The organism is Peterkaempfera bronchialis (genome assembly GCF_003258605.2).
Taxonomy (GTDB): domain Bacteria; phylum Actinomycetota; class Actinomycetes; order Streptomycetales; family Streptomycetaceae; genus Peterkaempfera; species Peterkaempfera bronchialis.
This window is the reverse complement of record NZ_CP031264.1, coordinates 5,794,342-5,815,325: the sequence shown is the minus strand read 5'-3', so window position 1 is coordinate 5,815,325 and position 20,984 is coordinate 5,794,342. Positions and strand designations below refer to the sequence as shown.

The 20,984-nt window shown below is 74.8% G+C and carries 8 protein-coding genes and 2 pseudogenes; 4 read left to right on the top strand and 6 right to left on the bottom strand.

Features of this window, described 5'->3' with window-relative positions; translation table 11 throughout:
• The first annotated feature begins 4 nt into the window (after positions 1 to 4).
• The 4 genes from C7M71_RS32200 to C7M71_RS25335 all read left to right on the top strand — a co-directional run bounded on the left by C7M71_RS32200 (position 5) and on the right by C7M71_RS25335 (position 4,847).
• Positions 5 to 823 (top strand): ABC transporter permease, encoded by an 819-nt coding sequence (locus C7M71_RS32200; protein WP_111490406.1) that lies wholly within the window; start codon positions 5 to 7, stop codon positions 821 to 823.
• Entirely contained in the window at positions 820 to 2,556 is a 1,737-nt protein-coding gene (locus C7M71_RS25345; protein WP_322975200.1) for an ABC transporter ATP-binding protein, read from the top strand. The genes C7M71_RS32200 and C7M71_RS25345 overlap by 4 nt, the downstream gene beginning before the upstream one ends.
• On the top strand, positions 2,540 to 3,697 hold the full coding sequence (locus C7M71_RS25340; protein WP_111490408.1) for an NtaA/DmoA family FMN-dependent monooxygenase: 1,158 nt from the start codon (positions 2,540 to 2,542) through the stop codon (positions 3,695 to 3,697). The genes C7M71_RS25345 and C7M71_RS25340 overlap by 17 nt, the downstream gene beginning before the upstream one ends.
• Positions 3,698 to 3,821: 124 nt before the next feature.
• Entirely contained in the window at positions 3,822 to 4,847 is a 1,026-nt protein-coding gene (locus tag C7M71_RS25335) for an LLM class flavin-dependent oxidoreductase (RefSeq protein ID WP_111490409.1), read from the top strand.
• A gap of 91 nt (positions 4,848 to 4,938) precedes the next feature.
• Here C7M71_RS25335 and C7M71_RS25330 read toward each other — a convergent pair whose 3' ends face one another.
• From C7M71_RS25330 to C7M71_RS25300, 6 genes and pseudogenes are all read right to left on the bottom strand, one after another.
• Entirely contained in the window at positions 4,939 to 5,982 is a 1,044-nt protein-coding gene (locus C7M71_RS25330) for an LLM class flavin-dependent oxidoreductase (protein ID WP_111490410.1), read from the bottom strand.
• Between the two features lie 64 nt (positions 5,983 to 6,046).
• A pseudogene (locus tag C7M71_RS25325) lies at positions 6,047 to 9,160 on the bottom strand (type I polyketide synthase); the annotation flags it as partial.
• Between the two features lie 124 nt (positions 9,161 to 9,284).
• The gene (locus tag C7M71_RS32190; RefSeq protein WP_407675999.1) at positions 9,285 to 17,036 is read right to left on the bottom strand and encodes an SDR family NAD(P)-dependent oxidoreductase; all 7,752 of its coding nucleotides are present in this window, start codon (positions 17,034 to 17,036) and stop codon (positions 9,285 to 9,287) included.
• 87 nt (positions 17,037 to 17,123) lie between these two features.
• A pseudogene (locus tag C7M71_RS33285) lies at positions 17,124 to 17,871 on the bottom strand (acyltransferase domain-containing protein); the annotation flags it as partial.
• A gap of 202 nt (positions 17,872 to 18,073) precedes the next feature.
• Positions 18,074 to 19,750 carry a type I polyketide synthase gene (locus C7M71_RS25305; protein ID WP_114914555.1) on the bottom strand — a complete coding sequence of 559 codons (1,677 nt, stop codon included), beginning with the start codon at positions 19,748 to 19,750 and terminating at the stop codon, positions 18,074 to 18,076.
• Positions 19,751 to 19,841: 91 nt separating this feature from the next.
• Positions 19,842 to 20,873, bottom strand: a complete 1,032-nt coding sequence (locus C7M71_RS25300; RefSeq protein ID WP_111492779.1) for a 3-oxoacyl-ACP synthase III family protein — start codon at positions 20,871 to 20,873, stop codon at positions 19,842 to 19,844.
• Positions 20,874 to 20,984 lie beyond the last annotated feature (111 nt).

The window sequence follows — 20,984 nt, the reverse complement described above, 5'->3', positions numbered from 1 at the left end:
AACCGTGGCCATCACCCGTTGGCGCCCCGGCGTCATCCTGGCGCTCGCCGCCTGCACCCTGCTCCTGCTGGCCGCGCTGGCGCCCGGCCTGTTCACCGGCACCGGCCCGGACGCGGCCGACCCGGCAAGCACCCTGCTGCCGCCCGGCGCCGACCACTGGCTGGGCACCGACGAGAACGGGCGCGACATCTACTCCCGTGTGGTGCACGGCGCCCGGCCGTCGTTGCTGATCGGTCTCTCCGCCTCCGCCCTGGCCCTCGCCGCCGGCACGGTGATCGGGGTCATCGCCGCCCAGGGCGGCCGGGTGGCCGACCAGGTGGTGGGGCGGGTGCTGGACGTCCTGATGTCCATTCCCGGTGTGCTGCTGGTGCTGCTGGTCGTCGCGGTGCTCGGCACCGGCACCGGGAACCTGGTGGTCGGCCTGGCGCTGGTCACCCTGCCCGGGTACGCCCGGCTGGTGCGCGCCGAGGTGCTGCGGATCCGCGGCGCCCAGTTCGTCGAGGCCGCGACCGTCCTGGGCTGGTCCAGGCTCCAGGTCGTCGTCCGGCACATCGTGCCCAACGCGGTCGGCCCGCTGCTGGCCCTTGCCACGGTCGGCGTCGGCGGCATGATCGTCACCGGGTCGGCACTCAGCTTCCTGGGCCTGGGACCACAGCCGCCGACCGCGGAATGGGGTGCGATGCTCGCCGGCAGCGGCGACTACGTCGACATCGCCTGGTGGACCGCGGTCTTCCCCGGTGCGGCGATCACCGTCGCCGTGCTGGCCGTCTCGGCCCTCGGGCAGTGGCTGCAGGACCGGGCCGAAGGGCGGGTGGCCCGGTGATCGGCGACCCCGGGACCGGCACCCGGCCGCGCCTCGGCACCGCGACCGGCGCCGGCCCGCAGGCCCCCGGCGACGGGGCGCAGCCGCTGGTGGAGCTGCGCGGGCTCACCGTCTCCTTCCCCGGCCGCCGGGCCCCGGTCAGGGCGGTGCGCGGGCTGTCGCTCACCGTGCGGGCAGGCGAGAGCGTCGCCCTGGTCGGGGAGTCCGGTTCCGGCAAGAGCGTGACCGCGCGCAGCCTGGTCGGCCTGGCCGGCCCCGGCGCGCGGGTGACCGCCGACACCTTCCGGATCGACGGGCGCGAGGCCGGATCGCTGACCGGCCGTCAGTGGCGTCCGCTGCGCGGGCGCCGGATCGGCTTCGTCCTCCAGGACGCCCTGGTCTCCCTCGACCCGCTGCGCCGGGTCGGGGACGAGATCGCCGAGGCCCTGCACGCCCACCGCAGCGTCCCGCGCACCGAGGTGCCCGAGCGGGTGCTGCGGCTGCTCGCCGACGCGGGCGTGCCCGACCCGGAGCTACGCGCCCGGCAGTATCCGCACGAGCTCTCGGGCGGCCTGCGCCAGCGGGCCCTGATCGCCTCGGCGATTGCGGCCGGTCCGGCCCTGCTGATCGCCGACGAGCCGACCACCGCCCTGGACGTCACGGTGCAGGCGCAGATCCTCGACCTGCTCGCCGAACGGCGGCGGGCCGGTATGGCCCTGCTGCTGATCAGCCACGATCTGGCGGTGGTGGCCAAGGTCGCCGACCGGGTACTGGTGATGAAGGACGGCGAGGTCGTCGAGGAGGGTCCCACCGCCGAGGTACTGGCGAACCCCGGTCATCCGTACACCCGGCAGCTCCTGGACGCGGTGCCGCACGCGCACGCCCGCGGCACCCGGCTCTCCGGCCCGCGCGCCGGAATCCCGCGCCCGCGGCACGCCGACCCGGCCGAGGCGCCGGTGGTGCTCGCCGCCCGGAGCGTCGGCAAGTCCTTCGCCGTGCCGGGACGCGGCAGGCTGACCGCCGTCGAGAACGTCTCGTTCACCCTGCGGGCCGGCCGCACGCTGGGCATCGTCGGCGAGTCCGGCTCGGGCAAGAGCACCACCGGGCGCATCCTGCTCGGGCTCACCGCACCGGACACCGGCTCCGTCGAGGTGGAGGGGAAGTCCTGGCTCGGCCTGTCCGCCCGGGACCGGCGCGCGCTGCACCGGCGGGTCCAGGTCGTCCACCAGGATCCGCTCAGCAGCTTCGACCCCCGCTACACCGTGGCCCGGATCCTTGCCGAGCCGCTGGCCGCCACCGGCCTGCCGCGCGGCGAACACGCCTGCCGGGTCGACGAGTTGATGGACCAGGTCGGCCTCGGTCGGGAGCTGCTGCGGCGCCGGCCCCGCCAGCTGTCCGGCGGGCAGCGCCAGCGGGTGGCAATCGCCCGGGCGCTGGCCCCGCACCCCCGGATCATCGTCCTGGACGAGCCGGTGGCCGCACTCGACGTCTCGATCCAGGCGCAGGTGCTCGACCTGCTCCTGGACCTCCAGGCCGAACTCGGCGTCGCATATGTCTTCATCTCCCACGACCTCGGGGTCGTCCATCACATCGCCGACGAGGTCATGGTGATGAAGGACGGCCGGACGGTGGAGTCCGGCGATGTCGGCGGCGTCTTCGCCGCACCGAGGCACCCCTACACCCGCGCACTGCTGGACGCCGTCCCACAGCTGGACGGCCCGTCTCCCAGGAAGGCCCATGAGCACCGGACGTGAGCTCCACCTCAACCTGCACATGGTCGGCGGCGCCATGGGCGTCCACCCCGCCGCCTGGCGTGAACCCGGCTCCGACCCGCATGGCTTCGCCAAGGTGGAGACCTGGGTGGAAGCCGCGCGCCTCGCCGAGCGCGGCCGGATGGACGCGGTCTTCCTCTCCGACACGCCCGGCGTCTTCGGCGACATCGACTACAGCCCGCACGGCGCCTACTACCTGGAGCCGACCCTCATCCTGACCGCGGTCGCCGCGGCCACCGAGCGGATCGGCCTGATCGCCACCGCCTCCACCACCTCCAACGAGCCCTACAACATCGCCCGCCGGTTCAAGTCGCTGGACGTCCTCAGCGGCGGCCGCGCCGGCTGGAACGCCGTCACCACGTACATCCCGCAGGTGGCCGCGAACTTCGGCGGCAGCGGACTCCCGCCGCGGACCGACCGCTATGCGCGCGCCGAGGAGTTCGTCGACATCGTCAAGGGACTGTGGCGCAGTTGGGAGCCCGACGCTCTGGTGGCGGACGTGCAGACCGGGCGCTTCACCGACCCGCGCCGGCTGCGGCCGATCGACCACCGCGGGCAGCACTTCAGCGTCCGCGGGCCGCTGCCGCTGCCGCCGTCCGCGCAGGGCCACCCCCTCGTCGTGCAGGCCGGGGCCTCCGAGCCGGGCCGTGAACTGGCCGGGCGCACCGCCGACGTGGTGTTCTCCGGCGCCAAGACGCCGGAGGTGGCGCTGGCCTACGCCGCCGACATCCGGGCCCGGGCGGAGCGGCATGGGCGTGACCCCCGGGCGATCAACATCCTGCCCGGGCTGATGACCACCATCGCGGACAGCCGGCGCGAGGCGCTCAGGCGGTTGGAGCGGCTGGACGAGCTCGCCGGGCACGCCCCGTGGCGGGGGGCGCACATCGAGGCCGTCGGGACGCCCGAGCACGTCGCGGACGTCGCCGAGGAGTGGTTCGCCTCGGGGGCGGCCGACGGCTTCACCCTGATGCCGGACGTCTTCGCCGACGGGTTGCGGGCCTTTGTCGAGCTGGTGGTGCCGATCCTGCAGAAGCGCGGCGTCTACCGGTCCGACTACCGGGGGTCGACGCTGCGCGACCACTTCGGCGTCCCGCACCCCTACCCGGCAGCGGCGGGCGTGTGAACCGCCCGGGCCGACCCGCCGGCCCGCAGGCCGGACCGCACCCGGACGGCAGAGCCGTGCGTCCGGGTGCCACCACCGATCCACGTCCCCGGCACGCCGGGGGCCGAACCCTCAGGAAGTGGGCATGACCGCGTTCTCCGTCCTCGACCAGGGCCCCCGACGGGCCGGCGTGAGCAGCGGCGAGTTGCTCGGCGAAGCCGTCCGGCTCGCCCGGCACGTCGAGGAGCTCGGCTTCAGCCGGTACTGGGTGGCCGAGCACCACGCGCAGGCGGCGGTGGGCATCTCGGCGCCCGAGATCGTCATCGCCCACCTCGCGGCCCGCACCACCCGGCTGCGGATCGGCGCCGGCGGCATGCTGCTGCCCAACCACGCGCCGCTGCACGTGGCCGAGCAGTTCCGGACCCTGGAGGCCCTGCACCCGGGCCGGATCGACCTCGGCATCGGCCGTTCCAGCGGCACCGAGCACGGGCCCACCGCGGCCGCGCTGCGCCGTTCCTCGGTCGCCCCCGAGGTCTTCACCGGGCAGCTCGCCCAGCTCCTGGCGTTCGGCGGGAGGGACGTGCTGCCGGCCGGACACGAGCTGGCCTCCGTCCGGGCGGTGCCGGACGACGCACCGCTGCCCGGGGTGTTCCTGCTGGGCGGCAGCCGCTCCTCGGCCGTCGTGGCCGGCCGGCTCGGCCTGGGCTACGCCTATCTGGCGGCCTACCAGAACCCGGCCAACGCCTTCCAAGCGCTGCGCCGCTACCGGGAGGAGTTCGTGCCCGCGTACGAGGGTGCGCGGCCGTGGGCGATCCTCACCCTGACGGTGGTGGTGGGCCGGGACGACGCGCACGCCGATGCGCTCGCCACGCCGTGGCGGCTCGCGCTGGCGCAGCACGCGGCGGACAACTCCTCGGCGCTGCTGCCCGTGGAGGAGGCGCTCGCGTACCGGCCGACGCCGGCCGAGGAGGCCGCTCTGAGCGCGCCGCCGCTGAACGACCTGCGCGCGGAGGTGGTCGGCGGCCCCGCGACGGTGGCGGCGAAGCTGAAGTCCTTCGTGGCCGAGTCCGGTGCCGACGAGGTGATGGTGGTGGCGAACACCTACGACCCGGTCGACCGCCGGGAGTCCTACACCCGGCTGGCCGAACTGGCGGGGCTCGTCGGCGCCTGACGGAGCCGGTACGGAGAACGGAGGGGGCGGGACACCGTGGGTGTCCCGCCCCCTCCGTCCGTGCCGGGGATCAGCCCGTCCGTGCCGGGGGTCAGCGGATGGCGGGCAGCTCCGCGAGGGCGGGGATCACGTCGGAGGCGAACAACCGCATCGAGGCGAACGCGGTCTCGGCGGGCAGCGTCCCGTACTCGAAGGCGGCGTTGACCTGGGTGACCCCGGCGGCGGCGAGCTCGTGGAGCTGCTCGACGATCTGCTCGGGCGAGCCGGCGAGCAGCCGCTGGTAGGCGAGTTCCTCGTCGGCGGGGTCGATGGCGACGGGGATCGGCGGGACGCCGCCGGTCGGGTACGCGCCCTGGGCGAGCGCCCGGGAGGTCTGGATCTGCCGGGCGACCTCGCGGGCGGCCGCCCGCCGCCCGGCCGGGTCGGTGCCGACGTGCACAAAGCGGTTGACGGCGTACTCGCGGCCCTCGGCGCTGACCCCCTCCTCGGCCGCGAGCGCGGCCACCGTCCGCCACTGCGCGGCGAGTTCGTCCGGGGTGGAGAGGGCCAGGCCCAGCAGGTGGAAGCCGCGCCGGACGGCGTGCCGGGTGGACTCGGGGCTGACGGCGGCGGCCCAGACCGGCGGATGCGGGGCCTGGAAGGACGGCGGCAGCACCGAGACCGGGGCGTCGATCCGGTGGAATTCCCCCTTGTGGGTGACCTCGGTCTCGGTGAGCAGCCGGAGCACCAGGTCGATGGACTCCTCATAGGCGCCCCGGCTGCTGTCCAGGTCGCGGCCGAAGCCGAGGAACTCGTGCGGCTGGTAGCCGCGCCCGATGCCGAGGTCCAGCCGGCCGCCTGAGAGCTGGTCGAGCGTGTTGACGTCGGCGACGAGCCGGACAGGGTCCCAGAGCGGCAGCACCAGGATGCCGGTGCCGATCCGCAGGTCGGGGGCGAGCGAGGCGGCGTGTCCGAGCAGCAGCAGCGGTGAGGAGCTGAGGCTGTAGCCGGAGAAGTGGTGCTCGGTGACCCAGATCCCGGCGAAGCCCTTGTCGTTGGCCCATTCGACCTGGCGGCCGAAGTCCAGGTACTTCTGCCGGGCGGACGCTCGGTCCACCGAGGGAGAGATGCTCAGATAGGTGACTCCAAGGCGCATGACCGGGACTCTCTCCTCGACGACGGGTACGGGTGGCGTACGGGACAGCATTTCTGACGGGCTATCAGGCGACGGGTGCGGCGGCGTCGCCCAGCAGCCCGTGCAGGTGTGCGGCGAGTTCGGCAGGGGTCGGATGGTCGAAGGCCACCACCGGGCCCAGCTCCAGGCCGGTCGCCGTGACCAGCCGGTTGCGCAGGTCCAGGACGCTGAAGGACGAGAAGCCGATGTCCTGGAAGCGGTCCTGGTCGCCGACCTGCGCCGGGTCCGTGTGGCCGAGGGCGGCCGCGGCCTGCTCCCGGACCAGGGCCAGCAGCAGCTCGGTGCGCTGCTCCTCAAGCGCGTCCTCCCACTGCCGCCGCAGCGCGACGGGTTCGTCCGCGGGCAGTCCCCCGGGCGGCCCGGCGGGAGCCTCGCCGTTCACCTGGGCGGAGGGTGCGGCCCCGGCCGGGAGGGGCGTGGCCAGCCAGTGGCGGTCCGCGGCGAACGGATGCCCGGGGACGGTGTCGGGCGCGAGGTCGGGCGCCGGGCGGGCCGCCCGGCTCACCGGCAGGCCGTGCACCTCGGCCCCGGCGAGCACCGCCGCGAACGCCCGCGGCTCCGGCAGCTCACGCCGCTGTGCCGCCAGGTGCACCGCCTCCGGATGGATGACGGCGGTGAGCGCGCTGAGCGTGGCGTTCGGGCCGAGCTCCACGTACGCGGAGATGCCGAGGTGGTCGCGCAGGCTCCGCACGCCCTGCTCGAAGCGGACGGTGGCGCGGATGTGCTCGGTCCAGTGGTCGGGCCCGGCGATCCGCTCCGGGTCGGCCGGCTCGCCGGTGAGGTTGCTGATCACCGGCAGCTGCGGCGGCCGGTAGGCGATCCGGGCCGCCTCCGCGCGGAACCGTTCCAGGACCGGGTCGAGGTGCGCGGAGTGGAAGGCGTGCGAGACCGTCAGCCGGCGGGTGCGGAGGCCGAGCCCGGCGCAGGTCCGTTCGAACGCGGCCACCGCCTCGGCGTCGCCGGACACCACGGTGGACGCCGGGCCGTTGACCGCGGCGAGGCCGAGCGCGTCCCCGTACGGTTCGAGCAGCCCGACGACCTGCTGCTCGGCGGCCAGGACGGAGAGCATCGCCCCGGCGCCCGCCGGGAGTTCGTCCATCAACCGGGCACGGGCCGCGACCAGGGCGGCCGCCGACTCCAGGTCGAACACACCGGCCAGATGGGCGGCGGAGATCTCGCCGATCGAGTGCCCGAGGACGGCGGCCGGCGGCGCCAGCCGGGTGCCGAGCAGCCGGGCCAGCGCACTCTGGTGGGCGAACAGCGCGGGCTGGGTGTAGCGGGTGCGGTCGAGCAGGGCGGCGTCCGGGGTGCCCTGCTCGGCGAAGAGGACGTCCCGCAGCGGGCGTTCGAGATGCGGGTCGAGAGCGTCGCATGCCTCGTCCAGGGCCTTGGCGAACTCCCGGTACTCCGCGTACAGCTCGCGCCCCATGCCGGCCCGCTGGGAGCCCTGGCCGGAGAACGTCCAGGCCGTCCTGCCGGGCGGTCCCACCGTGCCCCGCACCAGCGCGGGGTGGGCGCGGCCGGCCGCGAGGGCGTGCAGGGCGGGGGCGATCTCCTCCAGGTGGTCGGTCAGCACGGCCGCGCGGTGCGGGAAGCGCGCCCGGCCGTGGGCGAGCCAGTGGGCGGTGTCGCCCGGCACCCGGGAGGCGCCGGCCGCCGCATACGCGGCGAGGGCCAGCGCATGGGTGCGCAGTGCGTCGGGGGTACGGGCGGTGAGCAGCCAGGGCAGCTCGGCGTGGGCGCGCGGGTCGGCGGCCTCCTCGGCGGGCAGCGCGTCGTCGGCGGCCTCGGGTTCGGGTGCCTCCTCCAGCACGACGTGGGCGTTGGTGCCGCTGATCCCGAAGGAGGAGACGGCGGCCCGGCGGGGTCGGCCGGTGCGGGGCCAGGGCGCGGCCTCGGTGAGCAGTTCGACGGCTCCGCCGGACCAGTCGACGTGCGGGGTGGGCGCGTCGACATGCAGGGTCGCGGGCAGGGTTGCGTGCCGCAGGGCGAGGATCATCTTGATGACGCCGGCCACCCCGGCGGCGGCCTGGGTGTGGCCGATGTTGGACTTCAGCGAGCCCAGCCGCAGCGGCCGTTCGCGCTCGCCCTGCCCGTAGACGGCGAGGACGGCGCCGGCCTCGATGGGGTCGCCGAGGGTGGTACCGGTGCCGTGCGCCTCGACGGCGTCGATCTGCCCGGGGGTGAGCCGGGCGTCGGCCAGGGCCTGCCGGATCACCTCCTCCTGGGCAGGACCGCTCGGGGCGGTGAGCCCGTTGCTCGGCCCGTCCTGGTTCACGGCGGAGCCGCGCAGCACGGCCAGCACCCGGCGGCCGTTGGCCCGAGCGTCGGAGAGCCGTTCGAGCAGCAGCAGGCCCACGCCCTCGGCGAGTCCGGTGCCGTCGGCGGCGGCGGCGAACGGCTTGCAGCGCCCGTCCGGGGCCAGGCCGCGCTGGCGGCTGAACTCCAGGAAGACCCGGGGGTGGGCCAGTACGCAGGCCCCTCCGGCCAGCGCGAGATCGCTCTCGCCCGACCTCAGGGACCGGGCGGCGAGGTGCATGGCCACCAGCGAGGAGGAGCACGCGGTGTCGACGGTGAGGGCGGGCCCGAGCAGGCCGAAGTGGTAGGCGAGCCGACCGGAGGCGATGCTGCCGGCGTTGCCGGTCATGAAATAGCCGTCCAGCTCGCCGTCGACCTCGTGCGGACGGGGCGCGTAGTCCTGCGCGATCATGCCGACGAAGGCCCCGGTCCGGCTGCCGCGCAGCGCGGCCGGGTCGACGGCGGCGGACTCGAAGGTACGCCAGGCGGTCTCCAGCAGCAGTCGCTGCTGCGGGTCCATGGCCAGTGCCTCGCGCGGCCCGAGGCCGAAGAAGGAGGCGTCGAACTCCCCCGCGCCCTCGATGAAGCCGCCCTCCCGGGCGTAGGAGGTGCCGGGGTGGTCCGGGTCCGGGTCGAAGAGCGTGTCGAGGTCCCAGCCCCGGTCGTCGGGGAATCCGCCGACGGCGTCACGGCCGTCGGCGAGCAGCCGCCAGAGCTCTTCGGGGGTGCGCACCCCGCCAGGCAGCCGGCAGGCCATCCCGACGACGGCGATCGGCTCGTGCGCGCGCTCCTCCAGGCTCTGGATGCGGCGCCGGGCCTGGCGCAGATCGGCTGTGGCCCGGCGGAGGTAGTCGCGCAGCTTCTCCTCGGCGACCGCGGCGCCGGGCGTACCTGGCGTGACGGGCGTACCGGGCGTACCGGGCGTACCTGGCGTGGTCGTGGTCGGTGCGGTCGTCTCGGCCATCTCAGAGCTCCGTTCCGGGTCGGTCGAACTCGTCGTCCAAGGCGGCGAACAATTCCTCGTCGGTGGCCGTCGCCAGGTCGGCCGCCGACTCCTCGGCGGCCTCGGCCGGACCGTCGTCAAAGCGCCAGAGCAGTTCCCGCAGCCGCCGGCCGACCGCCCCGCGGGTACCGTCCGCGGCGGCCAGCGCCGGCAGCAGGGCCTCCAGCCGATCGAGTTCGCGCAGCACCGGGTCGGGGCCGTCGTCCTCGGGGGCGAGAGTCCGGTGCAGATGACCGGCCAGGGCCTGCGGGGTGGGGTGGTCGAACACGGTGGTGGGAGGCAGCCGCAGTCCGGTCGCCGCGCCGAGCCGATTGCGCAGCTCGACGGCGGTCAGCGAGTCGAAGCCGATCTCCTTGAACGCCCGGTCGTCGGCGACCTCGTCGGCGGTGCCGTGTCCGAGGACGGCCGCGGCCTGCGAGCGCACCAGTTGCAGCAGGGCCTCGGCCCGGCCGGCCGCGTCCAGTGCGGCCAGGCGCGTCGCCAGCGACGCGGGTGCCCCGGCGGCGGGCCCGGCGGCGGCGCTGCGCCGCGCCGGGGTGCGGACCAGGGACCGCAGCAGCGCCGGGACGTCGTCCGGACCGGCGTCGGCCCGCAGGTCGAAGCGGGCGGTGACGACGGCCGGCCGGCCCGTTCGCCGGGCCGCGTCCAGCAGCGCCAGGCCCTCGCGGTCGCCCAGCGGCACCAGGCCGCCGCGGGCCAGCCGCGCCCGGTCGGTACCGTCCAGATGGCCGGTCAGACCGGTTGCCTGCTGCCACAGGCCCCAGGCGAGCGAGGTCGCGGGGAGGCCGTCGGCGGCGCGGCGCTGGGCGAGGGCGTCCAGGTAGGCGTTGGCGGCGGCGTAGTTGGCCTGCCCGCCGCCGCCGAGCACCCCGGAGACGGAGGAGAACAGCACCAGGTCGGCGAGGTCCGCCTGCCGGGTCAGCTCGTCCAGGTACCCGGCGGCGCGGGCCTTGGGGCCGAGGACGGCCTCCAGCCGTTCCGCCCCGAGGGTCTCCAGCACGCCGTCGGCCAGGGCGCCGGCGGCGTGCACCACCAGGGTCAGCGGGTGCTCGGCGGGGACGCCGGCGAGCAGCTCCGCGAGAGCGTCGCGGTCGGACACATCGCAGGCGGCGACGGTGACCTGTGCACCCAGGCCGGTCAGCTCGGCTGCCAGCTCGGCCGCGCCGGGCGCCTGCGGTCCCTGCCGGCCGACCAGCAGCAGGTGCCTGGCGCCGTGCTCCCGGACGAGGTGGCGGGCGGTGAGCGCGCCGAGGGTGCCGGTGCCTCCGGTGACCAGGACGGTGCCCGCCGGGTCGAGCGGCGCCGGGACGGTGACGACCACCTTGCCGGTGTGCCGGGCCTGACCGAGGTGGCGGATCGCCTCACCGGCCCGGCCGACCGGCCAGACGGTGATCGGGGGCAGGCTCAGCGTCCCGCGCTCGAACAGCGCCAGCAGTTCGGTGAGCAGTTCGCCGATGCGCTGCGGCCCGGCCTCCAGCAGGTCGAAGGAGCGGTACGTCACGCCGGGGTGCTGCCCGGCCACGGCGACGGGGTCCCGCAGATCGGCCTTGCCCATCTCGATGAAACGGCCGCCGCGCGGGAGCAGTCGCAGGGAGGCGTCGACGAAGTCGCCGGTGAAGGAGTTCAGCACCACGTCCACGCCCTCCCCCGCCGTGGTCTCCAGGAACTGCCGCTCGAAGTCCAGCGTCCGCGAGGAGGCGGTGCGGGCCGGGTCGATGCCGAGCGCCGCGAGCGTCTTCCACTTGCCGGGCCCGGCGGTGCCGAACACCTCGGCGCCGAGGTGGGTGGCGAGCTGGACGGCCGCGATGCCGACCCCGCCGGCCGCCGAGTGCACCAGCAGCCGTTCGCCGGGGCGCAGTGCGGCCAGGTCGACCAGTGCGTAGTAGGCGGTGAGGTAGGCCGCAGGCACGGCGGCGGCCTGGGCGAAGGTCCAGTCGGCGGGGATGCGCGCGAGGAGCCGGTGGTCGGTGACCGCGACCGGCCCGATGCCGCCGTTCACCAGTCCGGTGACCCGGTCGCCGGGGGCGAGCGTGGTGACGCCCTCACCGACGGCGGTGACCAGACCGGCCGCCTCGGTGCCGAGCTGTGCCTGGTCCGGGTAGACGCCGAGGGTGATGAGCACGTCGCGGAAGTTCAGCCCGGCGGCGCGGACGGCGATGCGCACCTCCCCGGGGAGGAGCGGGCGGTCGGCGTCCGGTGCGGGCAGCAGGGCGAGTGCGTCGAGGGTGTCGCCGGTCGGGGTGAGCCGCCACGCACCGCCGTCGGCGGGCGCGGTGAGGTCCGGTTCCGCGGGCAGCGGGACCACCGCCGGGGTGAGGACCTCACCCCCGCGCAGGGCCAGCTGCGGCTCGTCCAGCGCGAGGGCGGCGCCCAGGACGCCGGGGGAGTCGGGCGTATCGTCGGTGTCGAGCAGGGCGAAGCGGCCGGGGTGCTCGGTCGCGGCGCTCCGCAGCAGGCCCCAGAGGGCAGCGGCGACGGGCTCGACCCGGCCGTCGGCGGGGCCGGTGGTGACGGCGTGCCGGGTCAGTACGGTCAGCCGGGTGCCGGCCAGGTGCTCCTGGGCCGGCCAGCGCCGGACCAGGCCGAGCAGCTCGGCGGTGGCCGCGACGACGTCGGTGCCGGGCAGGACCGTGAGCGGCAGGACGACGTCGGCGGGTGCCTTCGCATCGCCCTCGGTGAAGAGCGTGGCGGCATCGGGCAGGGCCGCGCCGGACCCGAGGACGTGGTCGGGCAGCCGGACCCAGTCCGCGCGGGGCGCGGGGAGGGCGCCGGAGGGCGTCCAGGCCAGTTGGTGGAGCCCTTCCTGGTGGCGGCCGGACGGGCGGGCCGTGACCAGCGCGCCGGGGGCCAGCGGTCGCAGCGCGATCCGTTCGACGGCCGCGACCGGGCCACCCGCCGGGTCGGTGGCGGTCAGGGTGACCGAGTCGGCGCCCGTCCGTTCGAGGCGTACCCGGAGTGTGGTGGCGCCGGTCGCAGCCAGGGTGACCCCCGTCCAGGCGAAGGGGAGGGCGGTGGCCGGGGCGTCGCCGCCCGGTGCGCCGTCGGCGAGCAGGCCCGCGGCGAGCGGGTGCAGGGCGGCGTCGAGCAGGGCGGGGTGGATGCCGTACCGGGCGGCCTCCGCCGCGCGGTCCTCGGGCAGGGCGATGTCCGCGTGGACGACGTCCCCGAGCCGCCAGACGGCGCGGACCCCGTGGAAGGCCGGACCGTAGTCGTAGCCGTGCTCGGCCAGCGTGTCGTAGAGGGCGGTGGTGTCGACGGCGGCGGCACCGGGCGGCGGCCAGGCGCCGGTCGGCTCCGGCCCGGCGGGCACGCCGGACTGCGGGACGAGGAGGGCGGTGGCGTGCCGGGTCCACGGCTCGTCCGGGCCCGCGGTGGCGGGCCGGGAGTGGACGGCCAGTGCCCGGGCGCCGGAGTCGTCGGCGGGCCGCACGGTGGTCTGGATGTGCACGGCGCCATCGCCGAGCGGCAGGGCGGCCTCCAGGGTGAGTTCGGCCAGCTGCGGGACGGCACCCCGGTGGCCGGCGTGCAGGGCCAGCTCCACAAAGGCGGTGGCGGGCAGCAGCGGGGTGCCGGTGACAGCGTGGTCGAGCAGCCACGGGTGGGTGCTCGCCGAGATCCGGCTGGTGTAGAGGGTGGTGCCGTCCGGGAGATCGGTGGTGGCGTCGAGCAGCGGGTGGTCGGCGGTGTGCAGGCCGAGGTGCCCGGGGTCGCTGATGTCGGGGGCGGCGTCGAGCCAGTAGTGGCGGTGCTGGAAGGGATAGGTCGGCAGACCGGGCGGTGCGGCCGGCACATCCACCGGCCAGGACAACCGGTGACCGTGCAACTCCACCGCCGCCAACGCCGACAGCAGCGGACGGTGATCCTCCCGATTGCGCCGCAACGTCCCCGTCACCAGCACATCGTCCCGACCCGCAAGCGTCTCCTGCACCCCCACCGTCAGCACCGGATGCGCACTGGCCTCCACAAACGTCGTGAACCCATCCCGCGCCAACACCCGCACCGCGTCCTCGAACCGCACCCGACCCCGCAGATTACGGAACCAGTACCCCGCATCCAACGACGCACCATCCACCACCCCACCCGACACCGTCGAATAGAACGGCACCCGCGACGCCCGCGGACGAATCCCCCCCAACACCTCCGACAACTCCGCACGCAACGGCTCCACCTGCGCCGAATGCGACGCATAGTCCACCGGCACCCGACGCACCCGCACCCCCGCACCCTCACCCCACTCCACCAACCCACCGACCGCCCCCGCCGAACCCGACACCACCGTCGACGACGGCCCGTTCACCGCCGCCACCTCCAACTCCCCACCCCACCCCGCCAGCAGACCCTCCACCTCACCCACCGGCAACGGCACCGACGCCATCCCCCCACCACCCGCAATCGCCCGGATCGCCCGCGACCGCAACGCCACCACCGCCGCCGCATCCTCCAGACTCAACGCCCCCGACACCGCAGCAGCCGCAATCTCCCCCTGCGAATGCCCCACCACCCCATCCACCCGCAAACCCCACGAACGCCACAACTCCGCCAACGACACCATCACCGCCCACAACACCGGCTGCACCACATCGACCCGCCCCAACAGCACCGGATCACCCAACGCCTCACCCAACGACCAGTCCGTGAACGGCGCCAGCGCCCGCCCCGCCTCCGCCAACCGACCCGCGAACACCGGCGACACCCCCGCCAACGCCGCACCCATCCCCACCCACTGCGAACCCTGACCCGGAAACACCAGCACCACCCGACCAGGCGACGACACCCCACGCCCCGACACCACCGCCGGATGCCCCACCCCCGACGCCAACGCCCGCAACCCCGCAATCACCTCACCACGATCACCCGACACCACCGCAGCACCGAACCCATGCCGCACCCCCCGCACCACCGACCACCCCGCCACCTCCGACAACCCCACACCCGAACCCCCACCCTCCAACCACCCCGCCAACCGACCCGCCGCCACACCCAACGCCACCTCCGACCGACCCGACACCACCACCGGAACGGGCAGCGGGCTCGCGCCCTCCTCCGCAGGGACGGCGGGCGCCGGAGCGGCCGGCGCCTCCTCGATGAGGACGTGCGCATTGGTGCCGCTCATGCCGAAGGCGGAGACGCCCGCCCGACGCGGCCGGTCGCCCCTGGCCCAGGGGACGGGCTCGCGGAGCAGCTCGACGGCGCCTGCCTCCCAGTCGACCTGGGCGGTGGGCTCTCCGACGTGCAGGGTGGCCGGCAGCAGCTCGTGCCGCAGCGCCTGCACCACCTTGATCACACCGGCCACGCCGGCCGCCGCCTGCGCATGCCCGATGTTCGACTTGATCGAGCCCAGTCGCAGCGGGCGGTCCTCGGGGCGGTCCTGGCCGTAGGCGGCGAGCAGCGCCTGCGCCTCGATCGGGTCGCCCAGCCGGGTGCCCGTCCCATGTGCCTCCACCGCGTCCACGTCCGCCGCGGTCAGCCCGGCCGACGCCAGCGCCGCCCGGATCACCCGCTCCTGCGAAGGACCGTTGGGGGCGGTCAGGCCATTGCTGGCACCGTCCTGGTTGACCGCCGAACCGCGCACCACCGCGAGGACGGGGTGCCCGTTGGCCTGCGCGTCCGACAGCCGCTCCACCAGCAGCAGGCCCACCCCCTCGGCGAATCCCGTGCCGTCCGCGTCGGCGGAGAACGCCCGGCAGCGGCCGTCCGGGGAGAGCCCGCGCTGACGGCTGAACTCGATCAACGTGTCCGGGGTGGACATCACCGTCGCGCCGCCGACCAGGGCCAGCGTGCACTCGCCGGAGCGCAGCGCCTGCGCGGCCAGGTGCAGGGCGACCAGCGAGGACGAGCAGGCCGTGTCGACCGTCACCGCCGGGCCCTCGAAGCCGTAGGTGTAGGCGATCCGACCGGAGGCGACGCTGCCCGCGCTGCCGGTGCCGAGGTAGCCCTCCGCCTCGGGCGCGGAGCCGCGCACCCGGCTCCCGTACTCGGTGTAGATCAGCCCGGTGAAGACGCCGACCGGGGTGGCGCGCAGCGATGCCGGGTCCAGGCCGGCGCTCTCCATCGCCTCCCAGGACGCCTCCAGCAGGAGCCGCTGCTGCGGGTCCATCGCGAGGGCCTCGCGCGGGTTGATGCCGAAGAACCCCGGGTCGAAGTCGGCGGCGCCGGCCAGGAATCCGCCGTGCCGGGTGTACGCGGTGCCGGTGTGCTCCGGGTCCGGGTCATAGAGCCCGTCAAGGTCCCAGCCCCGGTCCGACGGGAACTCCGACAGCGCCTCACGACCCTCGGCCACCAGCCGCCACAGGTCCTCCGGCGAGGCGACACCCCCCGGGTAGCGGCACGCCATGCCGATGATGGCGATCGGCTCGTCGGCGGCGGCCCGCGTACGGGCGGGGGCCCGGTCGGGTGCGGCCGGGGTGTCGCCCTGGTGCAGCAGGCCGTGCAGGTGCCCGGCGAGGGCCCGCGGGCTGGGGTGGTTGAACACCAGTGTGGGCGGCAGCCGCAGGCCGGTGGCGGCGGCGATCCGGTCACGCAACTGGACGGCGGTCAGCGATTCGAAGCCGAGGTCGCGGAAGGCCCGGTCCGGGTCTAGCTCCTCGGGGGTGGCGTAGCCGAGCACCGCGGCGACCTCGGCGCGGACCAGGGACCGCAGCTCCCGCTCCGCCTCGGCGGCGGGCAGCCGTTGCAGGCGTTCGGCGGTGGAGCCGCCTGCCGTGCGGCCGGCGGCGCGCCGGGCCGGGGCACGGGTGGGCACGGCCGGTCCGCGCGGGGCGGGCACCGGGGAGGTCAGCCGGTCGGGGTCCACCGGGCGCAGGGCGAGGGCCTCGACGGTGAGCACGGGCTCGCCCTCGGGGTCGACGGCCACGACGGTGAGCGTGTCCGGGTCGGGCCGATCGAGGCGTACCCGCAGCAGGGTGGCGCCGACGGCGTGCAGGGTGAGGCCGGTCCAGGCGAACGGCAGCCGCAGCGCGGGGGTGCCGCCGTCCTCGCCCGGCCGGTCGGTCAGCACGTCGGCCTGGAGGGCGGCGTCGAGCAGCGCGGGGTGGATGCCGTAGCGGGCGGCGTCCGGGTGGGCGCCCTCCGGCAGCTCGACCTCGGCGTAGACGGTTCCGCCGTGTTGCCAGGCGGCCCGCAGGCCCTGGTAGGTTGGGCCGTAGCCGACCCGGACGGCCTCGAAGCGATCGGCGGCGACCCCGAGATCGAGCGCGACGGCCCCCGGCGGCGGCCACTGCTCGGGGAAGTCCGGTGCGGTGTCGGCGGGTTCGCCGACGAGGGTGCCGGTCGCGTGGTGGGTCCAGTCCTGCGGGCCCCCATGCTCCGGGCGGGAGTAGACGTCGAAGGTGCGCCGGCCGTCGGTGTCCGGGGCCAGCATGGTGATCTGCAGGTCGAGCACGCCGTCGGCCAGGGTCAGCGGCGCCGACAGGACGAGTTCGCCGACGGTGCCGAGGCCGGCCGTTTCGGCGGCGGCGGTGGCGAGTTCGGCGAAGGCCGTACCGGGGAAGAGCGTGGTGCCGCCGACCGTGTGCTCACCGAGCCACGGGTGGCTGCGGGTGGAGATCCTGCCCGTGATGACGAGGCCCCCGTCGTCGGCCCGTTCGACGACCGTGTCCAGCAAGGGGTGCGCGGAGGCGTCGCCGCGACCGGTGTGGGTGGGAGCGTCGAGCCAGTAGTGGCGGTGCTGGAAGGGATAGGTCGGCAGGCCGGGCGGTACGGCCGGGACATCCACCGGCCAGGACAACCGGTGACCGTGCAACTCCACCGCCGCCAACGCCGACAGCAACGGACGGTGATCCTCCCGATTGCGCCGCAACGTCCCCGTCACCAGCACATCGTCCCGACCCGCAAGCGTCTCCTGCACCCCCACCGTCAGCACCGGATGCGCACTGGCCTCCACAAACGTCGTGAACCCATCCCGCGCCAACACCCGCACCGCGTCCTCGAACCGCACCCGACCCCGCAGATTGCGGAACCAGTACCCCGCATCCAACGACGCACCATCCACCACCCCACCCGACACCGTCGAATAGAACGGCACCCGCGACGCCCGCGGACGAATCCCCCCAACACCTCCGACAACTCCGCACGCAACGGCTCCACCTGCGCCGAATGCGACGCATAGTCCACCGGCACCCGACGCACCCGCACCCCCGCACCCTCACCCCACTCCACCAACCCGCCGACCGCCCCCGCCGGACCCGACACCACCGTCGACGACGGCCCGTTCACCGCCGCCACCTCCAACTCCCCACCCCACCCCGCCAGCAGACCCTCCACCTCACCCACCGGCAACGGCACCGACGCCATCCCCCCACCACCCGCAATCGCCCGGATCGCCCGCGACCGCAACGCCACCACCGCCGCCGCATCCTCCAGACTCAACGCCCCGACACCGCAGCAGCCGCAATCTCCCCCTGCGAATGCCCCACCACCCCATCCACCCGCAAACCCCACGAACGCCACAACTCCGCCAACGACACCATCACCGCCCACAACACCGGCTGCACCACATCGACCCGCCCCAACAGCACCGGATCACCCAACGCCTCACCCAACGACCAGTCCGTGAACGGCGCCAGCGCCCGCCCCGCCTCCGCCAACCGACCCGCGAACACCGGCGACACCCCGCCAACGCCGCACCCATCCCCACCCACTGCGAACCCTGACCCGGAAACACCAGCACCACCCGACCCGGCCCCGACACCCCACGCCCCGACACCACCGCCGGATGCCCCACCCCCGACGCCAACGCCCGCAACCCCGCAATCACCTCACCACGATCACCCGACACCACCGCAGCACCGAACCCATGCCGCACCCCCGCACCACCGACCACCCCGCCACCTCCGACAACCCCACACCCGAACCCCCACCCTCCAACCACCCCGCCAACCGACCCGCCGCCACACCCAACGCCACCTCCGACCGACCCGACACCACCACCGGGGCGACAAGCCCACCCAGCGTCGGCGTCGCTGCCGGCTCGGCAGCGGCAGCGGCATTGGCATCGGCATCAGCAGCGACAGCGACAGCGACAGCGGCAGGCGGCACGGTCGCGGGGGCCTGTTCGAGGATCACGTGGGCGTTGGTGCCGCTGATGCCGAAGGCGGAGACACCGGCCCGACGCGGCTTTCCGACGGTGTCCGGCCACTCCACGGGCTCGCGGAGCAGTTCGACGGCGCCTGCCTCCCAGGCGACCTCGCCGGTCGGCTCAGCCACATGCAATGTCGCCGGCAGCAGCTCGTGCCGCAGTGCCTGCACCACCTTGATCACACCGGCCACGCCGGCCGCCGCCTGCGCATGCCCGATGTTCGACTTGATCGAGCCCAGCCACAACGGCCGCCCCGCAGGCCGCCCCTGCCCATACGTCGACAGCAGCGCCTGCGCCTCGATCGGGTCGCCCAGCCGGGTGCCCGTCCCATGCGCCTCCACCGCGTCCACATCCGCCGTGGTCAGCCCGGCCGACGCCAGCGCCGCCCGGATCACCCGCTCCTGCGAAGGACCGTGCGGGGCCGAGAGCTGGCTGCTGGTGCCGTCCTGGTTGACGGCCGACCCCCGCACCACCGCGAGGACGGGGTGCCCGTTGGCCTGCGCGTCCGACAGCCGCTCCACCAGCAGCAGCGCCGCGCCCTCGCCCCAGCCGGTGCCGTCCGCGTCGGCGGAGAACGCCTTGCAGCGGCCGTCCGGGGAGAGGCCGCGCTGACGGCTGAACTCCACGAAGGTGTTGGGGGTGGACATCACGGTGGCACCGCCCGCGAGGGCGAGCGTGCACTCGCCGGAGCGCAGTGCCTGCGCGGCCAGGTGCAGGGCGACCAGCGAGGAGGAGCAGGCGGTGTCGATCGTCACCGCCGGGCCCTCGAAGCCGTAGGTGTAGGCGATCCGACCAGAGGCGATGCTCGGCGCGCTGCCGATGCCGATCTGCCCCTCGACCGCTGCGGGCAGCGGGTTGAGGCGGGAGCCGTAGTCGTTGTACATGATTCCGGTGAAGACGCCGACCGGGGTGGCGCGCAGCGATGCCGGGTCCAGGCCGGCGCTCTCCATCGCCTCCCAGGCCGTTTCCAGCAGGAGCCGCTGCTGCGGGTCGATGGTGCTGCTCTCGCGGGGGCTGATACCGAAGAACTCGGCGTCGAAGTCGGCGGCGCCGGTGAGGAATCCGCCGTGCCGGGTGTACGCGGTGCCGGTGTGCTCCGGGTCAGGGTCATAGAGCCCGTCGAGGTCCCAGCCCCGGTCCGACGGGAACTCCGACAGCGCCTCACGACCCTCGGCCACCAGCCGCCACAGGTCCTCCGGCGAGGCGACACCCCCCGGGTAGCGGCACGCCATGCCGATGATGGCGATCGGCTCCGTGTACCTGGCCTCGGCCTCCTGAAGGCGCAGGCGGGTGTCCTGCAGGTTGGCCGTGACGCGCTTGAGGTAGTCGCGGAGCTTCTCGTCGTTCGACATGCGTGCTCTGCCCTTCGGGAGTTCGCGGTGACGGGGTGCGGCCGGTGGGGCTGGGGTTGCCGGGATGGTGCGGGTCGGACCGGTCAGGCGGTCAGACGTGTTCCAGGGCGAACCCGGACTTGATCCACTTGCTGGACTCGACCGCGATGGCGGCCACCCGGTCGCCGGGGACGAGCCGTGGAAGCAGCTGCTCCAGTTGGAAGAAGACCAGTGCGTTGCCGGTGTTGGCGGTGTCGCCGACGCAGCTGATCTCCTCGGCGCCGCTCAGCGCCAGCCGTTCGACGATCCGCTTCGTCATCTGGGTGGAGAGCTGCGGTGGCAGCAGGTGGGTCAGCTCGGCGGCCTTCCAGCCGAGGTCCCCGAGCAGCCGGTGCAGGATCTCCTCGGACAGCTCCGGGACGGACTCCTCGATCGCCTTGTAGTCCTCCCGGGCCGACGGCCGGTCGCTGTGCCGGTCGACCGGTCCGAACCACTCCAGGACCTGGCCCGGTGGCCGTCCCAGCCCGACGAGTTGGACGAAGGAGGTCCGCACGGCGGTCCGGCCGGCAGCCGGATCGCCGCTGAGCACCGCGGCCCCTGCGGCGTCGCCGAACAGCACGTAGTTGACCAGTTCGGCCGGCGGGACGGTGTGCAGATCGACCGAGAGGTCGTAGTGCTTGGCGATGACGTCCCCGCCCAGCACCAGGGCCGTACGGTGGCGGCCGGTGGAGAGCAGTTGCCGGGCCAGGTCGAGGGCCTGTACCGCACCGGAGCAGCCGGACTGGAGCTGGTAGGTGGCCACCCCGTCGATGCCGAGCCGGTCGGCGATCTGGTTCACGGTGGCGGGCATGAGGGAGTCGGGGGTGGCGGTGCCGAGGATGACGAGGTCGATCTCGGCGGGGTCGGTGCCGGCCGTGGCCAGGGCGTGACGGCCGGCCCGCTCCCCCAGGTCGGCGAGGGTGTCGCGCTGCTCGCCGGTCTCCAGATCGAGGGCGAGGTGGCGGGAGCGGGTGCCGATGAAGACGTCCACCCACTGCTCCCAGAGCGCGTCCATGCCGAAGCGGCGGCCCAGGGTGGCGTTGTCGATGGGCGGGCCGGGCAGTGCGGTGCCGGCCGCCAGGATGCGGATCTCTGCGGGGTCCATACGGTCTGCTCCCGGTGTCGTGGCTCGGTCGTGCGGGCGGCCCGGTCGTGCGGACGGCCCGGTCGTGCGGGTGGCCCGGCGGGCACGGTGGGCGGGCTCGCGGCCGACGCC